The organism is Bradyrhizobium sp. Leo78 (assembly GCF_059512425.1).
Genome location: NZ_JCAMOT010000001.1, coordinates 506,188 through 524,864 on the forward strand (window position 1 = coordinate 506,188; position 18,677 = coordinate 524,864).

Here is an 18,677-nt window from a genome sequence, read left to right on the forward strand (position 1 = left end):
CGCACGCGGCGGTCACTGGCCGATTCCGGAGCATAGATACGGTTATGGAGAGACGGCTAGCTGCCATAGTCTGCGCCGATGTCGCCGGCTACTCGCGGATGATGGGCGCCGACGAGGCAGGCACGCATGCCGCCTTCAAAGCCCATCGGACCGCGATCCATCCGATCATCCTCAATCATGGCGGCCGTATTCTGAAGAACACCGGCGACGGCTTCCTGCTCGAATTTCCGAGCATCGTCGGAGCGCTGGAGGCCGCCATCGAGATGCAGATGCTGATGGCGGAGCGCAATAACCAGCTTCCCGCCGACCGTGTCATGCAGTTCCGGATGGGCATTCACATGGGCGATGTGATGGCCGACGAGGACGAATTGTTCGGCGATGACGTCAACATCGCCGTCCGGCTCGAGACGGTTTCCCCGCCGGGCGGCTTGGCCGCCTCGGCCAAGGCCTATCACGAAGCCGGCAGGCACCTCAAAGCCACCTTGGTCAACACCGGCAGTCATCGTTTCAAGAATATCGCGGACCCCGTGGAGGTCTTCACCTGGGAGCCGGGCGGCCCGGAGGCGCCTGGGCGCCAGGTGCGGGATTCGTCGGGCCTGCCAGGGCAGTCGCGGACCGCGATCGTCGGCGTGCTTCCCTTCGCCAATTTGAGCGACTCCAGCGACGAGTATTTTTCCGACGGATTGACCGAAGACCTGATCCACGCGCTTTCGCTGCAGTCCTTCTATCGGGTGCTGAGCCGCAACTCGACATTCTCCTTCAAGGGCAAGAATGTGAGCACCCGCCTGATCGCCCGCGAGATCGACGCGACCTACCTGATCCAGGGCTCGGTGCGGCGTGCCGGCAGCAAGATCCGCGTGACCGCCGAGCTGATCGCGCCCGAGAACGGCGAGCAACTGTGGACCGGCCGCTATGACCGCGACATGGGCGATCTGTTCGCGATGCAGGACGAGATCACGACCAGTCTCTCCGCGGCGATCGCAACGGAGATATTCCGCGCGGAGGCTTCCGCACCTGCCCGCGTTTCCAACGATGTCACGGCGTGGGATCGCTTCCTGAAGGGCCTTTCCTACTATTACCGGCACACCAAGGAAGATTACGAGGCTTCCATTGCGCTATTCAAGGAAGCGATCGCGCTCGACCCGACGCTTTCGATCGCGCACGCCTATCTCGCCACCATCCAGGTGCAGAGCATTCAGTTTGGCTGGATCAAGCGCACGCGCGAATTGTGGACCTCGATCGTGAGCCTTGCGGAGGCCAGCGTTCGGCTCGACCCGCGCTCGTCCTTTGCCTTTCAGATCCTGTCCTATGTGCGTTCGGTGGAGGGACACTACGAGGCGGCCCTGGATGCCGCGAACCGCGCCGTGGCGCTCAACCCATACGACATGGGCGCGCGCGGCGTGCTTGGATATGTCCACCTCGTGAGCGGTGAGCATCGCCAGGCCATCGAACTGTTTTCGATGGGGGCGCAGCGCGGCAACAGCGACCCACGTTACCAATGGGCAGCCTTGAACGCGTTCAGCCACTACCTCCTGGGACAATACGACGCGACCCTGTCCTGGGCGCGCGAGCAGCTCTACATCAATCCGAACCATATGCCGGCACTGGCGATCCGTGCCGCCGCGCTGGCTCAGCTGGGGCGGACCAAGGAGGCGGCGGACGCGACCGGCGTTCTGATGTCCAACTATCCGACTTTCACCGTCGATCGACATTTGAAGAACTTCCATTGGAAGCAGCCGGCCGATATCCAACACTATCGTGAGGGGCTCCTGAAAGCCGGCGTACCACTCGCCCGCCTGACCCTTGTCGAAACCCGAAGGCTTGCCGCCGAGTCGTGAACGAGCGCGCAGCCGAGCGCAGCGCCCTCCGGTCATTCACCCACTTTGAGGGATTCAGGCAAACCTCGCCACACGCTGTAGTCGTGTAACACCCCGCCACCGCGCTTCGGTGGTTTGACCGCGCCACGGCACCCTATCTGCACAACGGCTCCGTCGCCTCGCTCGAATGGCTGCTCCGACCCGCCGCCGAGCGTCCAAAAAAGTTCTGCATGGGCGCGCGTGATTTCGACCCGGAGCATGTCGGCTTGGACGTGAAGAGCGACGAGACGTCGTGCAGGAATGGCCAGACGCTGTTCTCGGCGACCGATCGCGACGGAAAAGAGATCCACGGCAACAGCGTGAGCGGCCGCTCGTTCGAGGGAGCCGCACCGTATCCGAAGGGCATCGTCGGCCGCGCGCTCGACAAGAATGAGCGCGAAGCCCTGATCGAATATCTGAAGACCTTGTAGCCGATCGAGGAAATATTCTACCCGAACAGCGGCGTCCCCGGCACGAAGGCGTCGAACGCGGCCCAGAACTGCGCGCGATAGCGGTCCTGCTCCTGCAGGATCTCGTGCTTGGAGCCGGCGATCACGAGATGCGAGCCGGCGCGCAAGTGATAGGCGAACTCCTCGATGGCAGGCGTCGACACCACGGTGTCGTTGCTCGCCGCCAGCATCAGGATCGGCTGGCGGATCTGCGAGGGATAGTAATATTCGCGGAACGTACGCATCGCCTTGAAGGCAGTGTCGGCCCAGGCGACCGTTGGCGCACCGAGGCCGAGCGTTGCGTCTTCTTCCAGGATCGCCGCGTTGCGCGCAAAGCGGACGGGATCGCTGGTGAGGGGATTGTTGATGAAGGGCGAAAGCCCGACCAGATCGTCGCTGCCGCCCGGAACGTAGCGTCCGCCCTGGCCGGCAAGCCGCATGATCCGCAGCAGCGCGGATGGGATAAATGAGGTGCGGCGTCCCGGCAGGTCGATCATCGGTGCCGACAGCACCATGCGATCGAACCAGCGTTTTCCCGCATGCGCGATGCGCAACATCACGGCTCCGCCCATCGAATGCGCCAGCGCAAAATAGGGCGGCGGACAATCCGGCAGCACCACCTGCTGCACGAAGGTTTCGACGTCGATCTCGTAATCGGCAAAGCTGCGCACATAGCCTTTGCGTGGATCGCGCAACTGCCGCGAGGAATGGCCCTGCCCGCGCCAATCGATCATCGCCACCGCAAAGCCGCGGTCGCGCAGATCGCGCACGGTCTCGAAATATTTCTCGATCATCTCGCTGCGGCCGGTGAACACGCAGACTGTCCCCTTGCGGCCCGGTGGCGGCGCCCATCGCGCAAAGCGCAATTCAGCGCCATCAGGCGTCTTGATGGTGCCGCTGACGACGTCTTCCGGAACCGGATTGGCTGGAATGGAGACGAGCGTCATGAAGGGGAACCGCTAGGTGAGAGACGGCGGGAATCAAGGGCGTGAGCGCCAAAAAGCGACGATATTTCCGCCTCTTGAACGCCTGATGGCCCCACCCATATCACCTTCGTGCAGGCCGCTACCAGTGTTTCGGAACCGGAACATCAGGCTGCACACAGACTAAAGCCCGGCCCGATGGCGGGCGGGTAATCGAATCAGTCGCTCATTGGAGGACTATCATGCGTACCTACGATCTGACCCCGTTCTATCGTTCCACCGTCGGCTTCGACCGCTTTTTCAACCTGCTCGATCAGGCGACTTCGGACGGCAGCCCCGGCTATCCCCCCTACAACATCGAGCGCACCGGCGAGAACGCCTACCGCATCAGCGTTGCGGTTTCCGGCTTCTCCGAGGCTGAGCTTTCCATCGTCGCGAAGGAAAACACGCTGACGATCAAGGGCGAGAAGACCGCCAACGAGAATGGCAAGGACAATACCAACGTTCTCTATCGCGGCATCGCCTCTCGGGCCTTTGAGCGCGCGTTCCAGCTCGCCGACTTCGTACAGGTGAAGAGCGCTTCGCTTGAGAACGGCCTGCTCCACGTCGACCTCATTCGCGAGATTCCCGAGGCCAAGAAACCGCGCAGCATTCCGATCACGACCGGCTCCGCCGCGCCGCAGGTCGCCGACGGCTCCAAGGCCGCCGCCTAATCGCGGCAGCAGCTTCGGCAGATATTGGCCGAACGCAAAACGCCCCGGGAAACCGGGGCGTTTTTGTTTTTCTCGGTCGTTCCGGGATGCGCCGTCAGGCGCAGGCCCGGAATCCATTTGGCCACGGGTGTCGGCGGCGAAATGGATTCCGGGTTCGATGCTCACGCATCGCCCCGGAATGACAGGAACGTTTGCTACTCCAAGCCCTGCACCTGCGGCATTTCCTGGGTCGGCAGAATGGTCGGCGCGGCGGGAGCAGCCGGCTTGACCTGGCCGACGGTCGGGGCGGCAGCCGGCGGAATGGCCTGCTGGGTCTCCGCGGGCTTCTGCTGCACGGCCGCTGATTGCTGGGCCGGTTCCGGCGCGCGCTTCGCGGCCAGCGGGTTCGGCCTGGGCTTCGGCACGGTCCGGCTCACCACATGCGGAATCGGGGCCGGCGGCCGCGGCACGCTGCTGCGAACAGGGGTTGCCGGCGGCAACGGCCCGGCAGCGCCATAGGCGCCGCTCAGATCGCCTCGATAATCGTCATCCATCCCGTCGGCCGGAATGAATCGGATGATGCGCCCGCTGCGCGCATCGATGATCAGCCTGCCCTCGCTGCCGCCGGGCTCGATGACCGCGATCGTGTAGACCAGCCCGTGCTGCCGCGGGATGCCGAGCGGCAGGAACCCGTTTTCGCGCAGGACGGCGTAGACTTCGATCGGCGGCAGCAGCCCCGGTTCGTAGGCTGGCCCATAGCGCGGCGCCGGCACTTCCGGCGGCATCACCGCATAGGGGCCGTCGAAGTCGGACACGGTCACGACCAGCGGATTTTCGACGTGATTGGGCGCCAGCACCTGCGCGTTGGCGGTCGGGGCCGCAAGAACGAGCCCCACAGACAAGACCCATCCCGTAAACAGCTTCATCACCGGTAGCTCCTGTAAGACGCTGGGCGTGGAGCATTTTTGCCCTCTGGCGCCCGCGGGAAACTTCAGTGGCAATTCCGGCGGTCCTTGGGCCGGATCACGGCGCGTTTGCTTCAAATCGGGGGCGGCCCTCCCGTCGCGCACCGCGCAAAACTACATGCGGACGAGGACTCTCATGCGCTTGTGTGATAGAAAAAAATTTGGCAAGGTCGGAGTTAGGACAGTATAGCTGTCTTAATCGCGGAGCAATTCCCGGCATAGGGATTGCAACGGAAACTCGGCCCTTCGGGCTCCGAGAATGCTGCGGGCAAGGCCGTTCCTCAGGGACGTTGAACGCTCCTCGCCTGATTTAAGACATTGCGGCTCGCGGAGGACGAGCGGTGGCCCAGTGGGTGCCGCAACGCCCAAGGTGCGCCAACGACCGTGAGGCCCTTTAGCCTTATTTGAGAGGAAACATGAGCGGGTCGGAATTCGAGCGCGAAACCATCGTGACAGAGACGTTGTCGGCGGCCGCAGCCTCGAAAGCGGACGAACCGGCGCGCGAACACGATTGGCGTCCCAAAGCCGACGGGATGTACGACCCGAGCCTGGAGAAGGATGCCTGCGGCGTCGGCTTCATCGCCAACATCAAGGGCAAACCCTCGCACCAGATTGTCTCCGACGCGCTGAACATTCTTTGCAACCTTGAGCACCGCGGCGCGGTCGGCGCCGATCCGCGCGCCGGTGACGGCGCCGGCATCCTGGTGCAGATCCCGCACGCCTTCTTCGCGCGCAAGGCGGCCGAGCTTGGCTTCAAGCTGCCGCAGCCGGGCGACTATGCAATCGGTGCGCTGTTCCTGCCGCGCGATGCCGCCTGGCGCAACGTCATCAAGAGCATCATCGCCGACGAGATCAAGAACGAGGGCTTCAAGCTGCTCGGCTGGCGCGACGTGCCGACCGACAACTCCTCCCTCGGCGTCACCGTGAAGCCGACCGAGCCCTATCACCTGCAGGTATTCATCGGCCGCAACGGCGTCGGCAAGACCGAGGACGAGTTCGAGCGCCGGCTCTACATCCTGCGCAAGTCGATCTCGCAGGCGATCTATCAGCGCCGCGATCGCGGCATGGCCGGCTACTACCCGGTCTCGTTCTCGTGCCGCACGGTAATCTACAAGGGCATGTTCCTGGCCGATCAGCTCGGCAAGTATTATCCGGACCTGCACGAGGACGATTTCGCGAGCGCGCTGGCGCTGGTGCACCAGCGCTTCTCGACTAACACCTTCCCGGCCTGGTCGCTGGCGCATCCCTATCGCATGATCGCCCATAACGGCGAGATCAACACGCTGCGCGGCAACGTCAACTGGATGGCGGCGCGGCAAGCTTCCGTGCATTCGGAGCTCTACGGCAAGGACATCAGCCGGCTCTGGCCGATTTCCTATGAAGGCCAGAGCGACACCGCCTGCTTCGACAACGCGCTCGAATTCCTGGTGCAGGGCGGCTACTCGCTGCCACACGCGGTGATGATGATGATTCCGGAAGCGTGGGCCGGCAATCCCTTGATGGATGAAGAGCGCCGCGCCTTCTACGAATATCACGCCGCGATGATGGAGCCGTGGGACGGCCCCGCCGCGATCGCGTTCACCGACGGTCGCAAGATCGGCGCCACGCTCGATCGCAACGGCCTGCGGCCGGCGCGCTATCTGGTGACAAAAGACGACCGCATCGTGATGGCGTCCGAGATGGGCGTGCTGAAGATCCCGGAGGACCAGATCGTCACCAAGTGGCGGCTGCAGCCGGGCAAGATGCTGCTCGTCGATCTCGAGCAGGGCCGGCTCATTCCCGACGACGAGATCAAGGCCGATCTGGCCAAGAGCCATCCCTATCGCGACTGGCTGGCCCGCACCCAGATGCAGCTCGAAGAACTGCCTGACGCGCCGACCAAGAGCGTGCGTTCGAACCTGCCGCTGCTCGACCGCCAGCAGGCATTCGGCTATTCGCAGGAAGACATCAACATCCTGATGACGCCGATGGCGGCAACCGGCGAAGAAGCCGCGGGTTCGATGGGCAACGACACGCCGATCTCGGCGCTGTCGGACAAGGCGAAGCCGCTGTTCACCTACTTCAAGCAGAACTTCGCGCAGGTGACGAACCCGCCGATCGACCCGATCCGCGAGGAGCTGGTGATGAGCCTCGTCTCGATCATCGGGCCGCGGCCGAACCTGTTCGACCTGCAGGGGCTCGCCTCCACCAAGCGCCTCGAAGTGCGCCAGCCGATCCTGACCGACGCGGATCTGGAGAAGATCCGCTCGATCTCCGATGTTGCCGAGACGCATTTCAAGTCGCGCACGCTGGACACCACCTTCCACGCCGGCTTCGGCGCGGCCGGCATGGAGCAGGTGCTGGATGAGCTCTGCGCGCGCGCCGAGGGCGCGGTGCGCGAAGGCATCAACATCATCATCCTGTCCGACCGCATGACCGGCACCGACCGGATCCCGATCCCCGCGCTGCTCGCCTGCGCCGCCGTGCATCATCATTTGATCCGCACCGGCTTGCGTACGTCGGTCGGCCTCGTGGTCGAATCCGGAGAGCCGCGCGAAGTGCACCATTTCGCCTGTCTCGCCGGCTACGGCGCGGAGGCGATCAATCCCTACCTCGCATTCGAGACCATCATCGCGATGAAGGACCGCCTGCCGGGCGGGCTCGACGACAAGGAGATCGTCAAGCGCTACATCAAGTCGATCGGCAAGGGCTTGCTCAAGGTGATGTCCAAGATGGGCATTTCGACCTACCAGTCCTATTGCGGCGCGCAGATCTTCGACGCCGTCGGGCTGAAGGCCGATTTCGTCGGCAAGTATTTTGCCGGCACCCACACCCGCATCGAAGGCGTGGGGCTGGGTGAGATCGCCGAGGAAACCGCGCGTCGGCATGCCGATGCGTTCGGCGACGCCCAGGTCTACAAGACCGCGCTCGATGTCGGCGGCGAGTACGCTTACCGCACCCGCGGCGAGGATCACGCCTGGACCGCCGAGTCGGTCTCGACGCTGCAGCACGCCGTGCGCGGCAACTCGCTCGAGCGTTATCGCGCATTTGCCAAGATCCTGAACGAGCAGCAGGAGCGGCTGCTGACGCTGCGCGGCCTGTTCCGGATCAAGACCGCGGCAGAAGAAAAGCGCAAGCCGGTGAAGCTCGAGGAGGTCGAACCGGCCAAGGAGATCGTCAAGCGCTTCTCCACGGGCGCGATGTCGTTCGGCTCGATCTCACGCGAGGCGCACACCACGCTCGCGATCGCGATGAACCGGATCGGCGGCAAGTCCAACACCGGCGAAGGCGGCGAGGAATCCGATCGCTTCAAGCCGCTGCCGAACGGCGATTCCATGCGCTCGGCGATCAAGCAGGTCGCCTCGGGCCGCTTCGGCGTGACGACGGAATATCTCGTCAATTCCGACATGATGCAGATCAAGATGGCGCAGGGCGCCAAGCCCGGCGAAGGCGGCCAGTTGCCCGGCCACAAGGTCGACGCGACGATCGCCCGCGTTCGCCATTCGACGCCCGGCGTCGGCCTGATCTCGCCGCCGCCGCACCACGACATCTATTCGATCGAGGATCTGGCGCAGCTCATCTACGACCTGAAGAACGTCAATCCGGACGGCGCCGTGTCGGTCAAGCTCGTCTCCGAGATCGGCGTCGGCACGGTTGCCGCCGGTGTCGCGAAGGCGCGTGCCGACCATGTGACGATCGCGGGCTTCGAGGGCGGCACCGGTGCCTCGCCCCTCACCTCGATCAAGCATGCCGGCAGCCCGTGGGAGATCGGGCTCGCCGAAACTCACCAGACGCTGGTGCGCGAGCGGCTGCGCAGCCGCATCTCGGTGCAGGTCGACGGCGGCTTCCGCACCGGGCGTGATGTCGTGATCGGCGCGCTGCTCGGGGCCGACGAGTTCGGCTTCGCCACGGCGCCCTTGATCGCTGCCGGCTGCATCATGATGCGCAAGTGCCATCTCAACACCTGCCCGGTCGGCGTCGCGACCCAGGACCCGGTCCTGCGCAAGCGATTCACCGGCCAGCCCGAGCACGTGATCAACTACTTCTTCTTCGTCGCCGAGGAAGTGCGCGAGATCATGGCGACGCTCGGCTACCGGACGTTCGACGAGATGGTCGGCCAGACCCAGATGCTCGACCAGACCTCGCTGGTCGCGCATTGGAAAGCCAAGGGCCTCGATTTCTCGCGGCTGTTCGTGCGGCAGAAGGAGGAGAAGGGCCAGAAGATCTACCATTCGGAGGCCCAGAACCATCATCTTGAAGCCGTGCTCGACCGTCGCCTGATCGAGAAGGCCCGCGCCGCGCTCGACCGTGGCGCGCCGGTCAGAATCGAAGAGGAGATCAACAACACCGACCGCTCTGCCGGCGCGATGCTGTCGGGCCAGGTGGCGAAGATCTACGGCCATGAAGGCCTGCCGCTCGATACCATCCATGTCAGCCTCAAGGGCACCGCGGGCCAGGCATTCGGCGCGTGGCTTGCCAAGGGCGTCACCTTCGAGCTCGAAGGTGAAGGCAACGACTATGTCGGCAAGGGCCTTTCTGGTGGACGCCTCATCGTCAAGCCGCCGAAGAATTCCGGCATCGTGCCGGAGGAGTCGATCATCGTCGGCAACACCGTGATGTACGGCGCGATCGAGGGCGAATGCTACTTCCGCGGCATCGCCGGCGAACGCTTCGCCGTGCGCAATTCCGGCGCGGTCGCGGTCGTCGAGGGCGCCGGCGATCATTGCTGCGAATACATGACCGGCGGCATCGTCGTCGTGCTCGGCAAGACCGGCCGGAACTTCGCAGCCGGCATGTCCGGCGGTATCGCCTATGTCCTGGACGAAGCCGGCGACTTCCCGAAACTGTGCAACCTCTCGATGGTCGAGCTGGAGCCGGTGCTGTCGGAAGAGATGATCAATGCCGCCACCTATCACCATGCCGGCGATCTCGAGGCGCATGGCCGGGTCGACGTGTTCCAGAACCTGCTTGATTCCGATGTCGAACGGCTCCATGTGCTGGTCACGCGGCACGCCAAGCTGACCGGCTCGAAGAAAGCCGCCGAGATCCTGGCGGACTGGAAGGCGTGGCTGCCGAAATTCCGCAAGGTGATGCCGGTCGAGTACCGTCGCGCACTGAAGGAAATGAAGGCGAACGCCGACGCCGAGCCGAAAATCGCGATCGGAGCGTAGTCACAAGACCCTCATGGTGAGGAGGCGCGAAGCGCCGTCTCGAACCATGAGGCCAGGATACCGGCCTTCATCCTTCGAGACGCGGCGCGAGCGCCGGTCCTCAGGATGAGGGTCTAACGGGGCGCGTGACGCGAGCCCGGATGACGAAACAAGACGAACCAGGTGCAGGGGCCTCAGGCTTAATGGGAAAGATCACAGGTTTCCTCGAGATCGAGCGGCACGACCGCAAGTACACGCCGGTCACCGAGCGGCTGAAGCATTTCCACGAGTTCGTCATTCCGCTCAGCGAGAAGGACCTCCGCGATCAGGCCGCGCGCTGCATGAACTGCGGCATTCCCTACTGCCACGGCACCGGCTCGGTCGCGCCGGGCACACCCGGCTGCCCGGTCAACAACCAGATCCCCGACTGGAACGACCTCGTCTATCAGGGCAATTGGGAAGAAGCCTCGCGCAACCTGCATTCGACCAACAACTTCCCCGAATTCACCGGCCGCATCTGTCCGGCGCCGTGCGAGGCGTCCTGCACGCTCAACATCGACGACAACCCCGTCACCATCAAGACCATCGAATGCGCGATCGTCGACCGCGCCTGGGACAATGGCTGGCTGAAGCCGGAAGTCCCGGCCGAGAAGACCGGCAAGAAGGTCGCGGTGATCGGCGCGGGGCCGGCGGGCATGGCCTGCGCGCAGCAGCTCGCGCGCGCCGGGCACGACGTGCATGTCTATGAGAAGTATGCCAAGGCCGGCGGACTGCTGCGTTACGGCATTCCCGACTTCAAGATGGAGAAGGGCATCATCGATCGCCGCGTCACGCAAATGGAGGCCGAAGGCGTCACCTTCCATTACGGCGCCCAAGTCGGAGGCGATGCACCCGGCGCGATCGATCCGAGCGATCTGCAGAGCCAGTACGACGCGATCGCGCTGACCGGCGGTGCGGAAGCCCCGCGCGACCTCCCCATCCCCGGCCGCGATCTCGACGGCATCCATTTCGCGATGGACTTCCTGCCGCAGCAGAACCGCCGCGTCTCCGGCGAGCCGCTCAACGGCGAGACCGACATCCTGGCCAAGGACAAGCATGTGGTGGTGATCGGCGGCGGCGACACCGGCTCCGACTGCATCGGCACCTCGCTGCGCCAGGGCGCCAAGTCCGTGACCCAGCTCGAGATCATGGCGGCGCCGCCGGAGCGCGAGAACAAGGGCGTGACCTGGCCGAACTGGCCGTTGAAGATGCGGATCTCGTCGAGCCAGGCCGAAGGCGCGATCCGGGAATACGCCGTGCTGACCCAGAAGTTCGAGGGCACTGGCGGCAAGGTGAAGAAGCTGCACTGCATCAGGGTCGACGACAAGTTCAAGCCGCTGCCCGGCACCGAGTTCGAGCTCGACGCCGAGCTCGTGCTGCTGGCGATGGGCTTCGTGCATCCCGTGCACGACGGCTTGCTCAAGCAGCTCGCGGTCGACCTCGACCAGCGCGGCAACGTCCGCGCCAACACGAGCGACTACCAGACCTCATTGCCCAACGTCTTCTCCGCCGGCGACATGCGCCGCGGCCAGTCGCTGGTGGTCTGGGCCATCCGCGAAGGCCGCCTCTGCGCCCGCGCGATCGACACGTTCTTGATGGGCAAGACGGATCTACCGCGGTAGGCTAGTTCTGCACCCTGACCCCGAGCAGCATGACCGTCGACTGCGAGCTCGATCCCGGCGAGCTCGAGTCCAATATGTCGTGGCGGACGGTGCCCTTAATCCAGAGGCTGCGGGTCATCTTGTAGATGAGGTCGCCCGACAGCGAGTAGATCTTGTCCACGCGGTTGTCGCCCTGGTAGTCGAGCGTGCCGTAGGTGAACCTGCCGATCGCGGTCAGCCAGCGGCGGAAGTCGTGATCGACCTCGACGGTGTAGGTGCGCGCCAGCACGCCTGATGTGCCGGGCAGCGTGGTCTCGGCGAGCTGGGTGTCGGAATAGAATTTGGCCGTCGTCAGCGGCGTCGCGGTCCAGGTCAGCGATGCCGTGGTGAGCAGGCCATCCAGCCGGTTCAGCCGCGGATCCTGATAGTTGCGGGCGGCGTAGCCGATCGAGACTTCGCCGAACAACAGCCGCGAGAACTCGAAGGACGAGCCGGCCTTCGCGTAGCCGCCCACGGAATCCCGCGCGAAGCCCGAGCGGTCGAGCCGCAGATCATGGACGCGGCTGTCGCCCTGGATTTCCACGAACGGCTTGACCGCAGGGTTCACTTCGTAGCTGACGCGCGCGACGCCGCCGTACTGGCTGAAGTTGCGGTCATCGTTCGAGTCCAACGAGCCGTCGGTGAGCCTGGACCATTGGTAATCGGTGCGGTCGACGGTGGCGCCTGCGGAGACCTGCAGGCGATTGAAATTCTGGTCGACGCCGAAGGTGCCGCCGACCGTGGTGTAGATCGGGTACCTGGCGAGACCCGCCGGCACGTTCGGACTGCCGGGGATGTCGGTGGAGACGAGCAGCCGCGCCTGCCCCATCAGCCTTGTGTCACGGGTGACGTCGAGCCGCCCATCGATATGGCCGATGAAGTTGGGGCGATCGATATCGAGCGGCGCGGAGAGCGCTGTGCCATCGGCGTTCGGCGTCAGGTTTTGGGTGTAGCCGGTGAAGGAGCCGCGCAGGTCCGCGACCAGCGCGTGGCGCTCCCAGTTGGACACCGCCAGGAATTCCGGGGCGATCACGTAGGTCGGCGAGCCCTGTGGCACCGACAGCCGGCCGGGATTGGTTTCATAGCCGGCGCTGAGTTCGACCGCGGACTTGATCAGGAAGCTGCCGGCATAATCGCCGACCGCGCCGAACGGATCATCGTCGACCTTAAGCCGCTTGCGCGGCGGCTGGCCCACCACATTGCCGGCCATTGCCGGCGGCACCGGCGGCTTGTTGGCGGTCTCCGACGGCGGGATCGACAGGCGCAATTGTCCGGCCAGAGTCCTCGGCGGTGGCGCGGGCGGCGGCGTGCCGGGGCCGGGCGGCCGTTTCGGCCTCGCCTGCGCCGGATAATATTTCGGCTGCTGGCGTTTGCGGTTGAGCGAGTCATAGCCTGACGTCGAGGCGCCGTTCGCAGCCGGCAGGCCGTAAGACGGCACCTGGCCAATGCGTGACGGCGCGCGGCCATCGCGATCCCGGTCACGCAATCGTGGATCGTTGAGCGGATCGGCCAGCTCGGCCGCGGTCCTGCGCAGGGGCGAATCAGGCGGCGCCACCTGGGTCGTGCGCGACGGGCTGAACAAATCGGGCGTGACCGTCTGGGCCTGCGCGAAGGGGCCGCTCACCGCGAGCGCGGCAAGGCACACGACAGGCGCGCGCAAATAGCGCGCGCGCCCAGCCCGGCCCCTTGCTCGCCCTCGTCCCACGATAGAAATACCTCAACAAATTCCTTGACTTACACGGCAAACGCGGAACGGGGCCGAGAACGTCCTTAATGGAGTTAAAACAATTATGGTTAATGGCTCGTTGAGAGCGGCCGGCTGCGTCGCCTGCCGCCGCCGGCCGTGCTAAGGGAGACGGCTCTGGGCGCACCGCCCCTCCTCCCTGGAAACAGACCCTCTGGTAAAGAGATATGGCCAAGCCCAAACCGCTGATGCCGAAATCGTCGGACACCGAGCCCGCTGACGCCGCCGTACAATCGGCGCTGCGGACGCTGGAGGCTGAAGCCAGCGGTGTCGCCGCCATCGACGCCGCGCTCCGCTCCGACCTCGGGGCGCCCTTTGCCGCGGCGGCGGAGATGATCCGCAACGCCAAGGGACGGCTGATCGTCACCGGGCTCGGCAAATCAGGTCACATCGGCCGCAAGGTTGCGGCGACCTTTGCCTCCACCGGCACGCCGGCGTTCTTCGTCCATGCCGCCGAAGCGAGCCATGGCGATCTCGGCATGATCACCGCCGACGACGTCATCCTGGCGCTGTCATGGTCCGGCGAGCAGCCGGAGATGAAGAACCTGATCTCTTACGCCGCGCGCTTCGGCATTCCCGTGATCGCGATAACAGCGGAAAAGGGTTCGAGCCTGAGCAAGGCCGCCGATATCGCGCTGACGCTGCCGAAGGCGCGCGAGGCCTGCCCGCATAATCTGGCGCCGACCACCTCCTCGCTGATGATGCTCGCGCTCGGCGATGCGCTGGCGATTGCGCTGCTGGAAGGCCGCGGCTTCACCTCAACCGATTTCAGCGTGCTGCATCCCGGCGGCAAGCTGGGGGCGATGCTGAAATATACCCGCGACCTCATGCATGCCGGCGAGGCTGTGCCGCTGAAGCCGCTCGGCACCAGGATGTCGGACGCGCTGGTCGAGATGACCTCGAAGGGTTTTGGCTGTGTCGGCATCGTCGACCGCCGCAGCCATCTCGTCGGCATCGTCACCGACGGCGACCTCCGCCGCCATATGCGCTCCGACCTGATGACCGCCGTCGTCGACGACGTCATGACCAAGAATCCGAAAACCATCGGCCGCGACACGCTGGCCGGCGAGGCGCTGGAATTGCTGAATTCGTCGAAGGTCACCGCGCTGATCGTCGTCGACGCCGGCAAGCCGGTCGGCATCGTGCATTTCCACGACTTCCTGCGCGCGGGCGTGGCGTAAGCTCGCCGCGCTAGACCCTCATGGTGAGGAGCGCGGAACGCGCGTCTCCGGACGATGCCTCGCATCGCCTTGAGAACCATGAGGCCCCGCCGGTGGCCTCCCCTTCGAGACGACCGCTATGCGGTCTCCTCAGGGGTGAGACGCGCGGAGTTACATCACTGATTTGCCCGACGACGAAAGCGGAATGTTTTTCGCGCGAGGGCTGGACAGACTTTTGGTGATTTGCCCGCCGAGGCTGGGCAAGTATTCAATCAGCCTTGAACGGCGCAGAAATGCATTCGCCGTTGCGGGCGATTGCACGTAGAAAATTCCATCCTCATTGCCATGCGCGTCGCGCAAAGAAAGGACGTTCTACGAGGACGCGCCCGCGGCGAATACTTGCCCAGCCTCGTCGGGTTGTTATGTCGCACGCAAAGTAACCAAATCGTCATTGCGAACGCAGCGAAGCAATCCATAGCGCGGCAGGCGGAGAGATGGATTGCTTCGCGGAGCCTGTCATCGGGCGCGCGTTCGCGCGACCCGCTGGCTCGCAATGACGGCGGCTGTCATTCCGGGGCGATGCGATAGCATCGAGCTATGATGCGCAATTGCACATCAGAGAATCCATTTTTCCGCTTGCGCAAGTGGACGAATGGATTGCGGGCTCGCGCTTCGCGCGCCCGGAATGACAGTGGGATTTTGCGGCGAAGGAATGACGGATTACGCTGTTCGCGCGGGGGGAAAAGCCAATCCGCCCTGCATCACTGCGCCGCCGCCACCGTCAAACTGGCGCCGTCGGCGCTGACAACCTTGACGCGGCTGCCGGCGGGCGCGTCGGGGCCGGCGACGCGCCAGATCGTGTCATCGATCCGCACCGCGCCTGAGCCGTCGATGATCGGCTTCTCCAGCGTGAACTCGCGGCCGATCAGGGCTTCGGTGCGCCGGTTGAGGAACGGGCTGCTCGCGCTCGCCGAGGTCCCGCTCTTGGCGAAGTGCCGCCATGCCGGCACGGCGGCGACCGCGAACGCGGCGAACATGAGGAACTGCGTCTGCCAAAGCGGATTGATGACGAACGACACCAGTCCGACCATGAGCGCTGATAGCCCGAGCCAGAACAGGAACACGCCGGGCGCCGCCAATTCCAGCGCCATCAGGATGAAGCCGAAGATCAGCCAGTTCCAGGTACCCAGTGTCGAAAACATCTCGGTCATGACACGACCTCTAATTCCGCAGACGCAATGCTAGCACGCCCGCGCCCTCACCGCTCCGGCGCGATTGGCGGCGGCGTCGGGCCGACCGGCGGCACCGAGGAGCGGCGCGCGGCGGCGGCTGCTGAAGCTGTGCTTTCGCCGAAGGTGGCGCGCGCGATCTCGCCGATGCCGGCAAGCGAGCCGAGCACGCTCGATGCCTCGATCGGCAGCATCACGATTTTCTGGTTCGGCGCTTCCGCCAACTGCCCGAACGCCTTGATGTACTTGTCGGCGATGAAGTAGTTCAGTGCGGCAACGTCGCCCCTCGCGATCGCTTCGGACACCATCTGCGTTGCCTTCGCCTCAGCCTCCGCCAGTCGCTCGCGCGCTTCGGCGTCGCGGAAGGCGGCTTCGCGGCGACCTTCGGCCTGCAGGATCTGTCCCTGCTTGGCACCCTCGGCGCGCAAAATCTCCGATTGCCGCTGGCCTTCCGCCTGCAGGATGTCGGCGCGCTTGACGCGCTCGGCCTTCATCTGCCGGCCCATCGCCTCCACGAGATCCGCCGGCGGCACGATGTCCTTGATCTCGATGCGATTGACCTTGACGCCCCAGGGCGAGACCGCGGCGTCGACGACGCGGAGCAGCCGCTCGTTGATCTCATCGCGATGCGACAGCACCTGGTCGAGGTCCATCGAACCCATCACCGAGCGGATGTTGGTCATGGTCAGCACCGTGATCGCCTGGTGCAAATTGGCGACTTCGTAGCTCGCCTTCGCGGCGTCGAACACCTGGAAGAAGGCAACGCCATCAACGGTGACGGTGGCATTGTCCTTGGTGATCACCTCCTGCTCGGGGATGTCGATCACCTGCTCCATCATATTCATCTTGCGCCCGATGCGGTCGAAATAGGGCACGATGAGATTGAGGCCAGGGAGCAACGTGCGCGTGTATTTGCCGAAGCGCTCGATGGTCCAGCCATAGCCCTGCGGAACGGTCTTGACCCCGGCGAACAGCGTGACGATGACAAGCAGAACAAGGGCGATGGCGAAAATGTCGAAACCACTCATAAAGTCCTCCAAGACCGGCGAAAGCCGGCGCGGCCCTGCATTTGGTCTGCAAAACCGCAACGCCGGTTCAGCCGGCTGTTGGTTGACACATAGTTAAGGAGCGGTTTGCGAGGCTGCCAGATATAGCCTGCGAACGTAAATGATGTGTGGGCCGTCACGCGGATGCTCGTTCAGTAGCCCGGGTGGAGCGAACGCGTAACCCGGGACATCTGCATCTGCGTTTGCGACTGGCCCCGGGTTGCGCTGGCGCTCCACCCGGGCTACGGGCCGACGTTAGATCCACCCTTGCAGTTCGCGCAGCACGAGTTGGCGGATCACGTCCATGCCGGGCTCGCTGTCGTTCAGGCAGGGAATCGCCGCAAACTGCTCGCCGCCATTTTGCTTGAAGATGTGCGCGTTCTCCTGCGCGATCTCTTCCAGCGTCTCCAGACAGTCGGCGGAGAAACCGGGCGTGACGACGGCAATTCGTCGCACGCCGTCCTTGGCGAGCTTTTCGACGGTCTTGTCGGTATAGGGCTGCAGCCAGACATCGTTGCCGAAGCGCGACTGGAAGGTCAGCATCAGCCTGGAGGCATCGAGCCCGAGGCGCTTGCGCAGGCATTCCGTCGTGGCGACGCACTGGGCGAAATAGGGATCACCCTGATCGACATATTTCTGCGGCATGCCGTGGAAGGACGCCAGGATCAATTCCGGCTCGAACGGCAGCGTCGCCAGGTGCGCGTTGATCGAAACCGAGAGCGCGTCGATATAGACAGGATCGTCATAGTATGGCGAGGACACCCGCAAGGTCGGCTGCGCACGCAAGCTGGAGAGCACCCGGAACGCCTCGTCGCAGACGGTCGCCGATGTCGCGGCGGAATATTGCGGATAGAGCGGCACCACCAACAACCGGTTACAGCCCTGCGCCGTCAGCGCCTCGATCCCCGCCCGGATCGAGGGATTGCCGTAGCGCATCGCCCAATCGACCACGACATGATCTTCCCCGATCGCCGCCGCTAGCTTCTCGGCCTGCGAGCGCGTGATCGTCTTCAGCGGCGACTCGTCCTTCTCGGTATTCCAGATCTTCCGGTAGTCGAGAGCCTTGGTGCGCGGCCGCGTGCGCAGGATGATGCCGTTGAGGATCAGCTTCCACAGCAGCCCCTGATCCTCGATCACGCGCGGGTCGGAGAGGAATTCCCTCAAATAGACCCGCACGCCCGGGGCGTCGGCGGTGTCGGGCGTGCCGAGATTGACCAGCAGCACGCCGATGCGATCCGGCTGGGCTTGCGCTGCCGGCGTCGTGTTTCGGACTGGGACGGCCACGGTCATGACGGCCGTGGCTTCGCGCGTTGCCCCATTCTTGTCAAGACAACGCACCGTTAGCTAGGCTCCCCTCCGCAATGCGGGGGAGGAACCATGACGGTTGCCGAATGGTGCGTGTTCGGAACGTTGATGCTGTATTTGTTGACGCTCGCAGCCGCCAAGTGGACTGCGAGCGGCCGTTTCGACAATTCCAACCCGCGCGATCCCGCCTTCTACGACGACCCGATCCGGGCCCGCGCGCTCGGCGCCCACCAGAACGGGATCGAGGCGTTTCCGTTCTTCGCCTTCGCCGTGCTGCTCGCCGAATTCCGCGTGGGACCGTTACGGCTGATCGATGAGCTCGCGGTGCTGTTCCTGATCGTGCGGATCGCCTACGTCTTCACCTATCTCGGCAACCGCCCGACCTTGCGCTCGATCCTCTGGACCATCGGTTTTACGATCAATGTCGCGATCTTCTTCCTGCCGATGATAAAGCGATATCTGACGGTCTGAGTTCTCCCTCTCCCCGTTCTTACGGAGAG

Annotated in this window: 12 protein-coding genes and 1 pseudogene; 7 read left to right on the forward strand and 6 right to left on the reverse strand. The window is 64.4% G+C overall.

Annotation, left to right across the window (positions count from 1 at the left end; translation table 11 throughout):
• The first annotated feature begins 44 nt into the window (after window positions 1-44).
• Together AC5ZG1_RS02310 and AC5ZG1_RS02315 are read left to right on the forward strand one after the other, a co-directional pair.
• Window positions 45-1,838 (forward strand): adenylate/guanylate cyclase domain-containing protein, encoded by a 1,794-nt coding sequence (locus tag AC5ZG1_RS02310; RefSeq protein WP_496131866.1) that lies wholly within the window; start codon window positions 45-47, stop codon window positions 1,836-1,838.
• A gap of 122 nt (window positions 1,839-1,960) precedes the next feature.
• Window positions 1,961-2,287 (forward strand): annotated as a pseudogene (locus tag AC5ZG1_RS02315) (c-type cytochrome); the annotation flags it as partial.
• A 17-nt stretch (window positions 2,288-2,304) separates the two neighbouring features.
• Here AC5ZG1_RS02315 and AC5ZG1_RS02320 read toward each other — a convergent pair.
• The gene (locus AC5ZG1_RS02320; protein WP_496131867.1) at window positions 2,305-3,252 is read right to left on the reverse strand and encodes an alpha/beta fold hydrolase; all 948 of its coding nucleotides are present in this window, start codon (window positions 3,250-3,252) and stop codon (window positions 2,305-2,307) included.
• A 218-nt stretch (window positions 3,253-3,470) separates the two neighbouring features.
• On the opposite strand from AC5ZG1_RS02320, the gene AC5ZG1_RS02325 reads away from it, so the two are divergent.
• Window positions 3,471-3,941, forward strand: a complete 471-nt coding sequence (locus AC5ZG1_RS02325; protein WP_028162974.1) for an Hsp20 family protein — start codon at window positions 3,471-3,473, stop codon at window positions 3,939-3,941.
• Between the two features lie 194 nt (window positions 3,942-4,135).
• Here the strand turns inward: AC5ZG1_RS02325 and AC5ZG1_RS02330 are convergent, their stop codons facing one another.
• Entirely contained in the window at window positions 4,136-4,846 is a 711-nt protein-coding gene (locus AC5ZG1_RS02330; RefSeq protein WP_496131868.1) for a hypothetical protein, read from the reverse strand.
• 455 nt (window positions 4,847-5,301) lie between these two features.
• Here AC5ZG1_RS02330 and gltB point away from each other — a divergent pair, with 455 nt between their 5' ends.
• Window positions 5,302-10,035 (forward strand): glutamate synthase large subunit, encoded by a 4,734-nt coding sequence (gltB, locus tag AC5ZG1_RS02335; protein ID WP_496131869.1) that lies wholly within the window; start codon window positions 5,302-5,304, stop codon window positions 10,033-10,035.
• A gap of 182 nt (window positions 10,036-10,217) precedes the next feature.
• Window positions 10,218-11,675 carry a glutamate synthase subunit beta gene (locus AC5ZG1_RS02340; protein WP_496131870.1) on the forward strand — a complete coding sequence of 486 codons (1,458 nt, stop codon included), beginning with the start codon at window positions 10,218-10,220 and terminating at the stop codon, window positions 11,673-11,675.
• A gap of 1 nt (window position 11,676) precedes the next feature.
• Here AC5ZG1_RS02340 and AC5ZG1_RS02345 read toward each other — a convergent pair whose 3' ends face one another.
• Complete coding sequence (locus AC5ZG1_RS02345; protein WP_456643251.1) at window positions 11,677-13,398, reverse strand: outer membrane beta-barrel protein; 1,722 nt, start codon at window positions 13,396-13,398, stop codon at window positions 11,677-11,679.
• Between the two features lie 206 nt (window positions 13,399-13,604).
• Between AC5ZG1_RS02345 and AC5ZG1_RS02350 the strand changes: the two genes are divergently transcribed.
• Window positions 13,605-14,618, forward strand: coding sequence for a KpsF/GutQ family sugar-phosphate isomerase (locus tag AC5ZG1_RS02350; RefSeq protein ID WP_028162979.1), 1,014 nt, complete (start codon window positions 13,605-13,607; stop codon window positions 14,616-14,618).
• A gap of 740 nt (window positions 14,619-15,358) precedes the next feature.
• Here the strand turns inward: AC5ZG1_RS02350 and AC5ZG1_RS02355 are convergent.
• The 3 genes from AC5ZG1_RS02355 to hemH form a co-directional block, all read right to left on the reverse strand.
• Entirely contained in the window at window positions 15,359-15,808 is a 450-nt protein-coding gene (locus tag AC5ZG1_RS02355) for an NfeD family protein (RefSeq protein WP_496131871.1), read from the reverse strand.
• 47 nt (window positions 15,809-15,855) lie between these two features.
• A complete protein-coding gene (locus AC5ZG1_RS02360; RefSeq protein ID WP_496131872.1) occupies window positions 15,856-16,854 on the reverse strand; it encodes an SPFH domain-containing protein in 999 nt (332 codons plus the stop codon).
• A 273-nt stretch (window positions 16,855-17,127) separates the two neighbouring features.
• Window positions 17,128-18,162: a ferrochelatase gene (gene hemH, locus AC5ZG1_RS02365; protein ID WP_130229435.1), complete on the reverse strand. Its 1,035-nt coding sequence runs from the start codon at window positions 18,160-18,162 to the stop codon at window positions 17,128-17,130.
• Between the two features lie 87 nt (window positions 18,163-18,249).
• Here hemH and AC5ZG1_RS02370 point away from each other — a divergent pair, with 87 nt between their 5' ends.
• Entirely contained in the window at window positions 18,250-18,648 is a 399-nt protein-coding gene (locus tag AC5ZG1_RS02370) for an MAPEG family protein (RefSeq protein ID WP_456643253.1), read from the forward strand.
• Window positions 18,649-18,677: the final 29 nt, after the last annotated feature.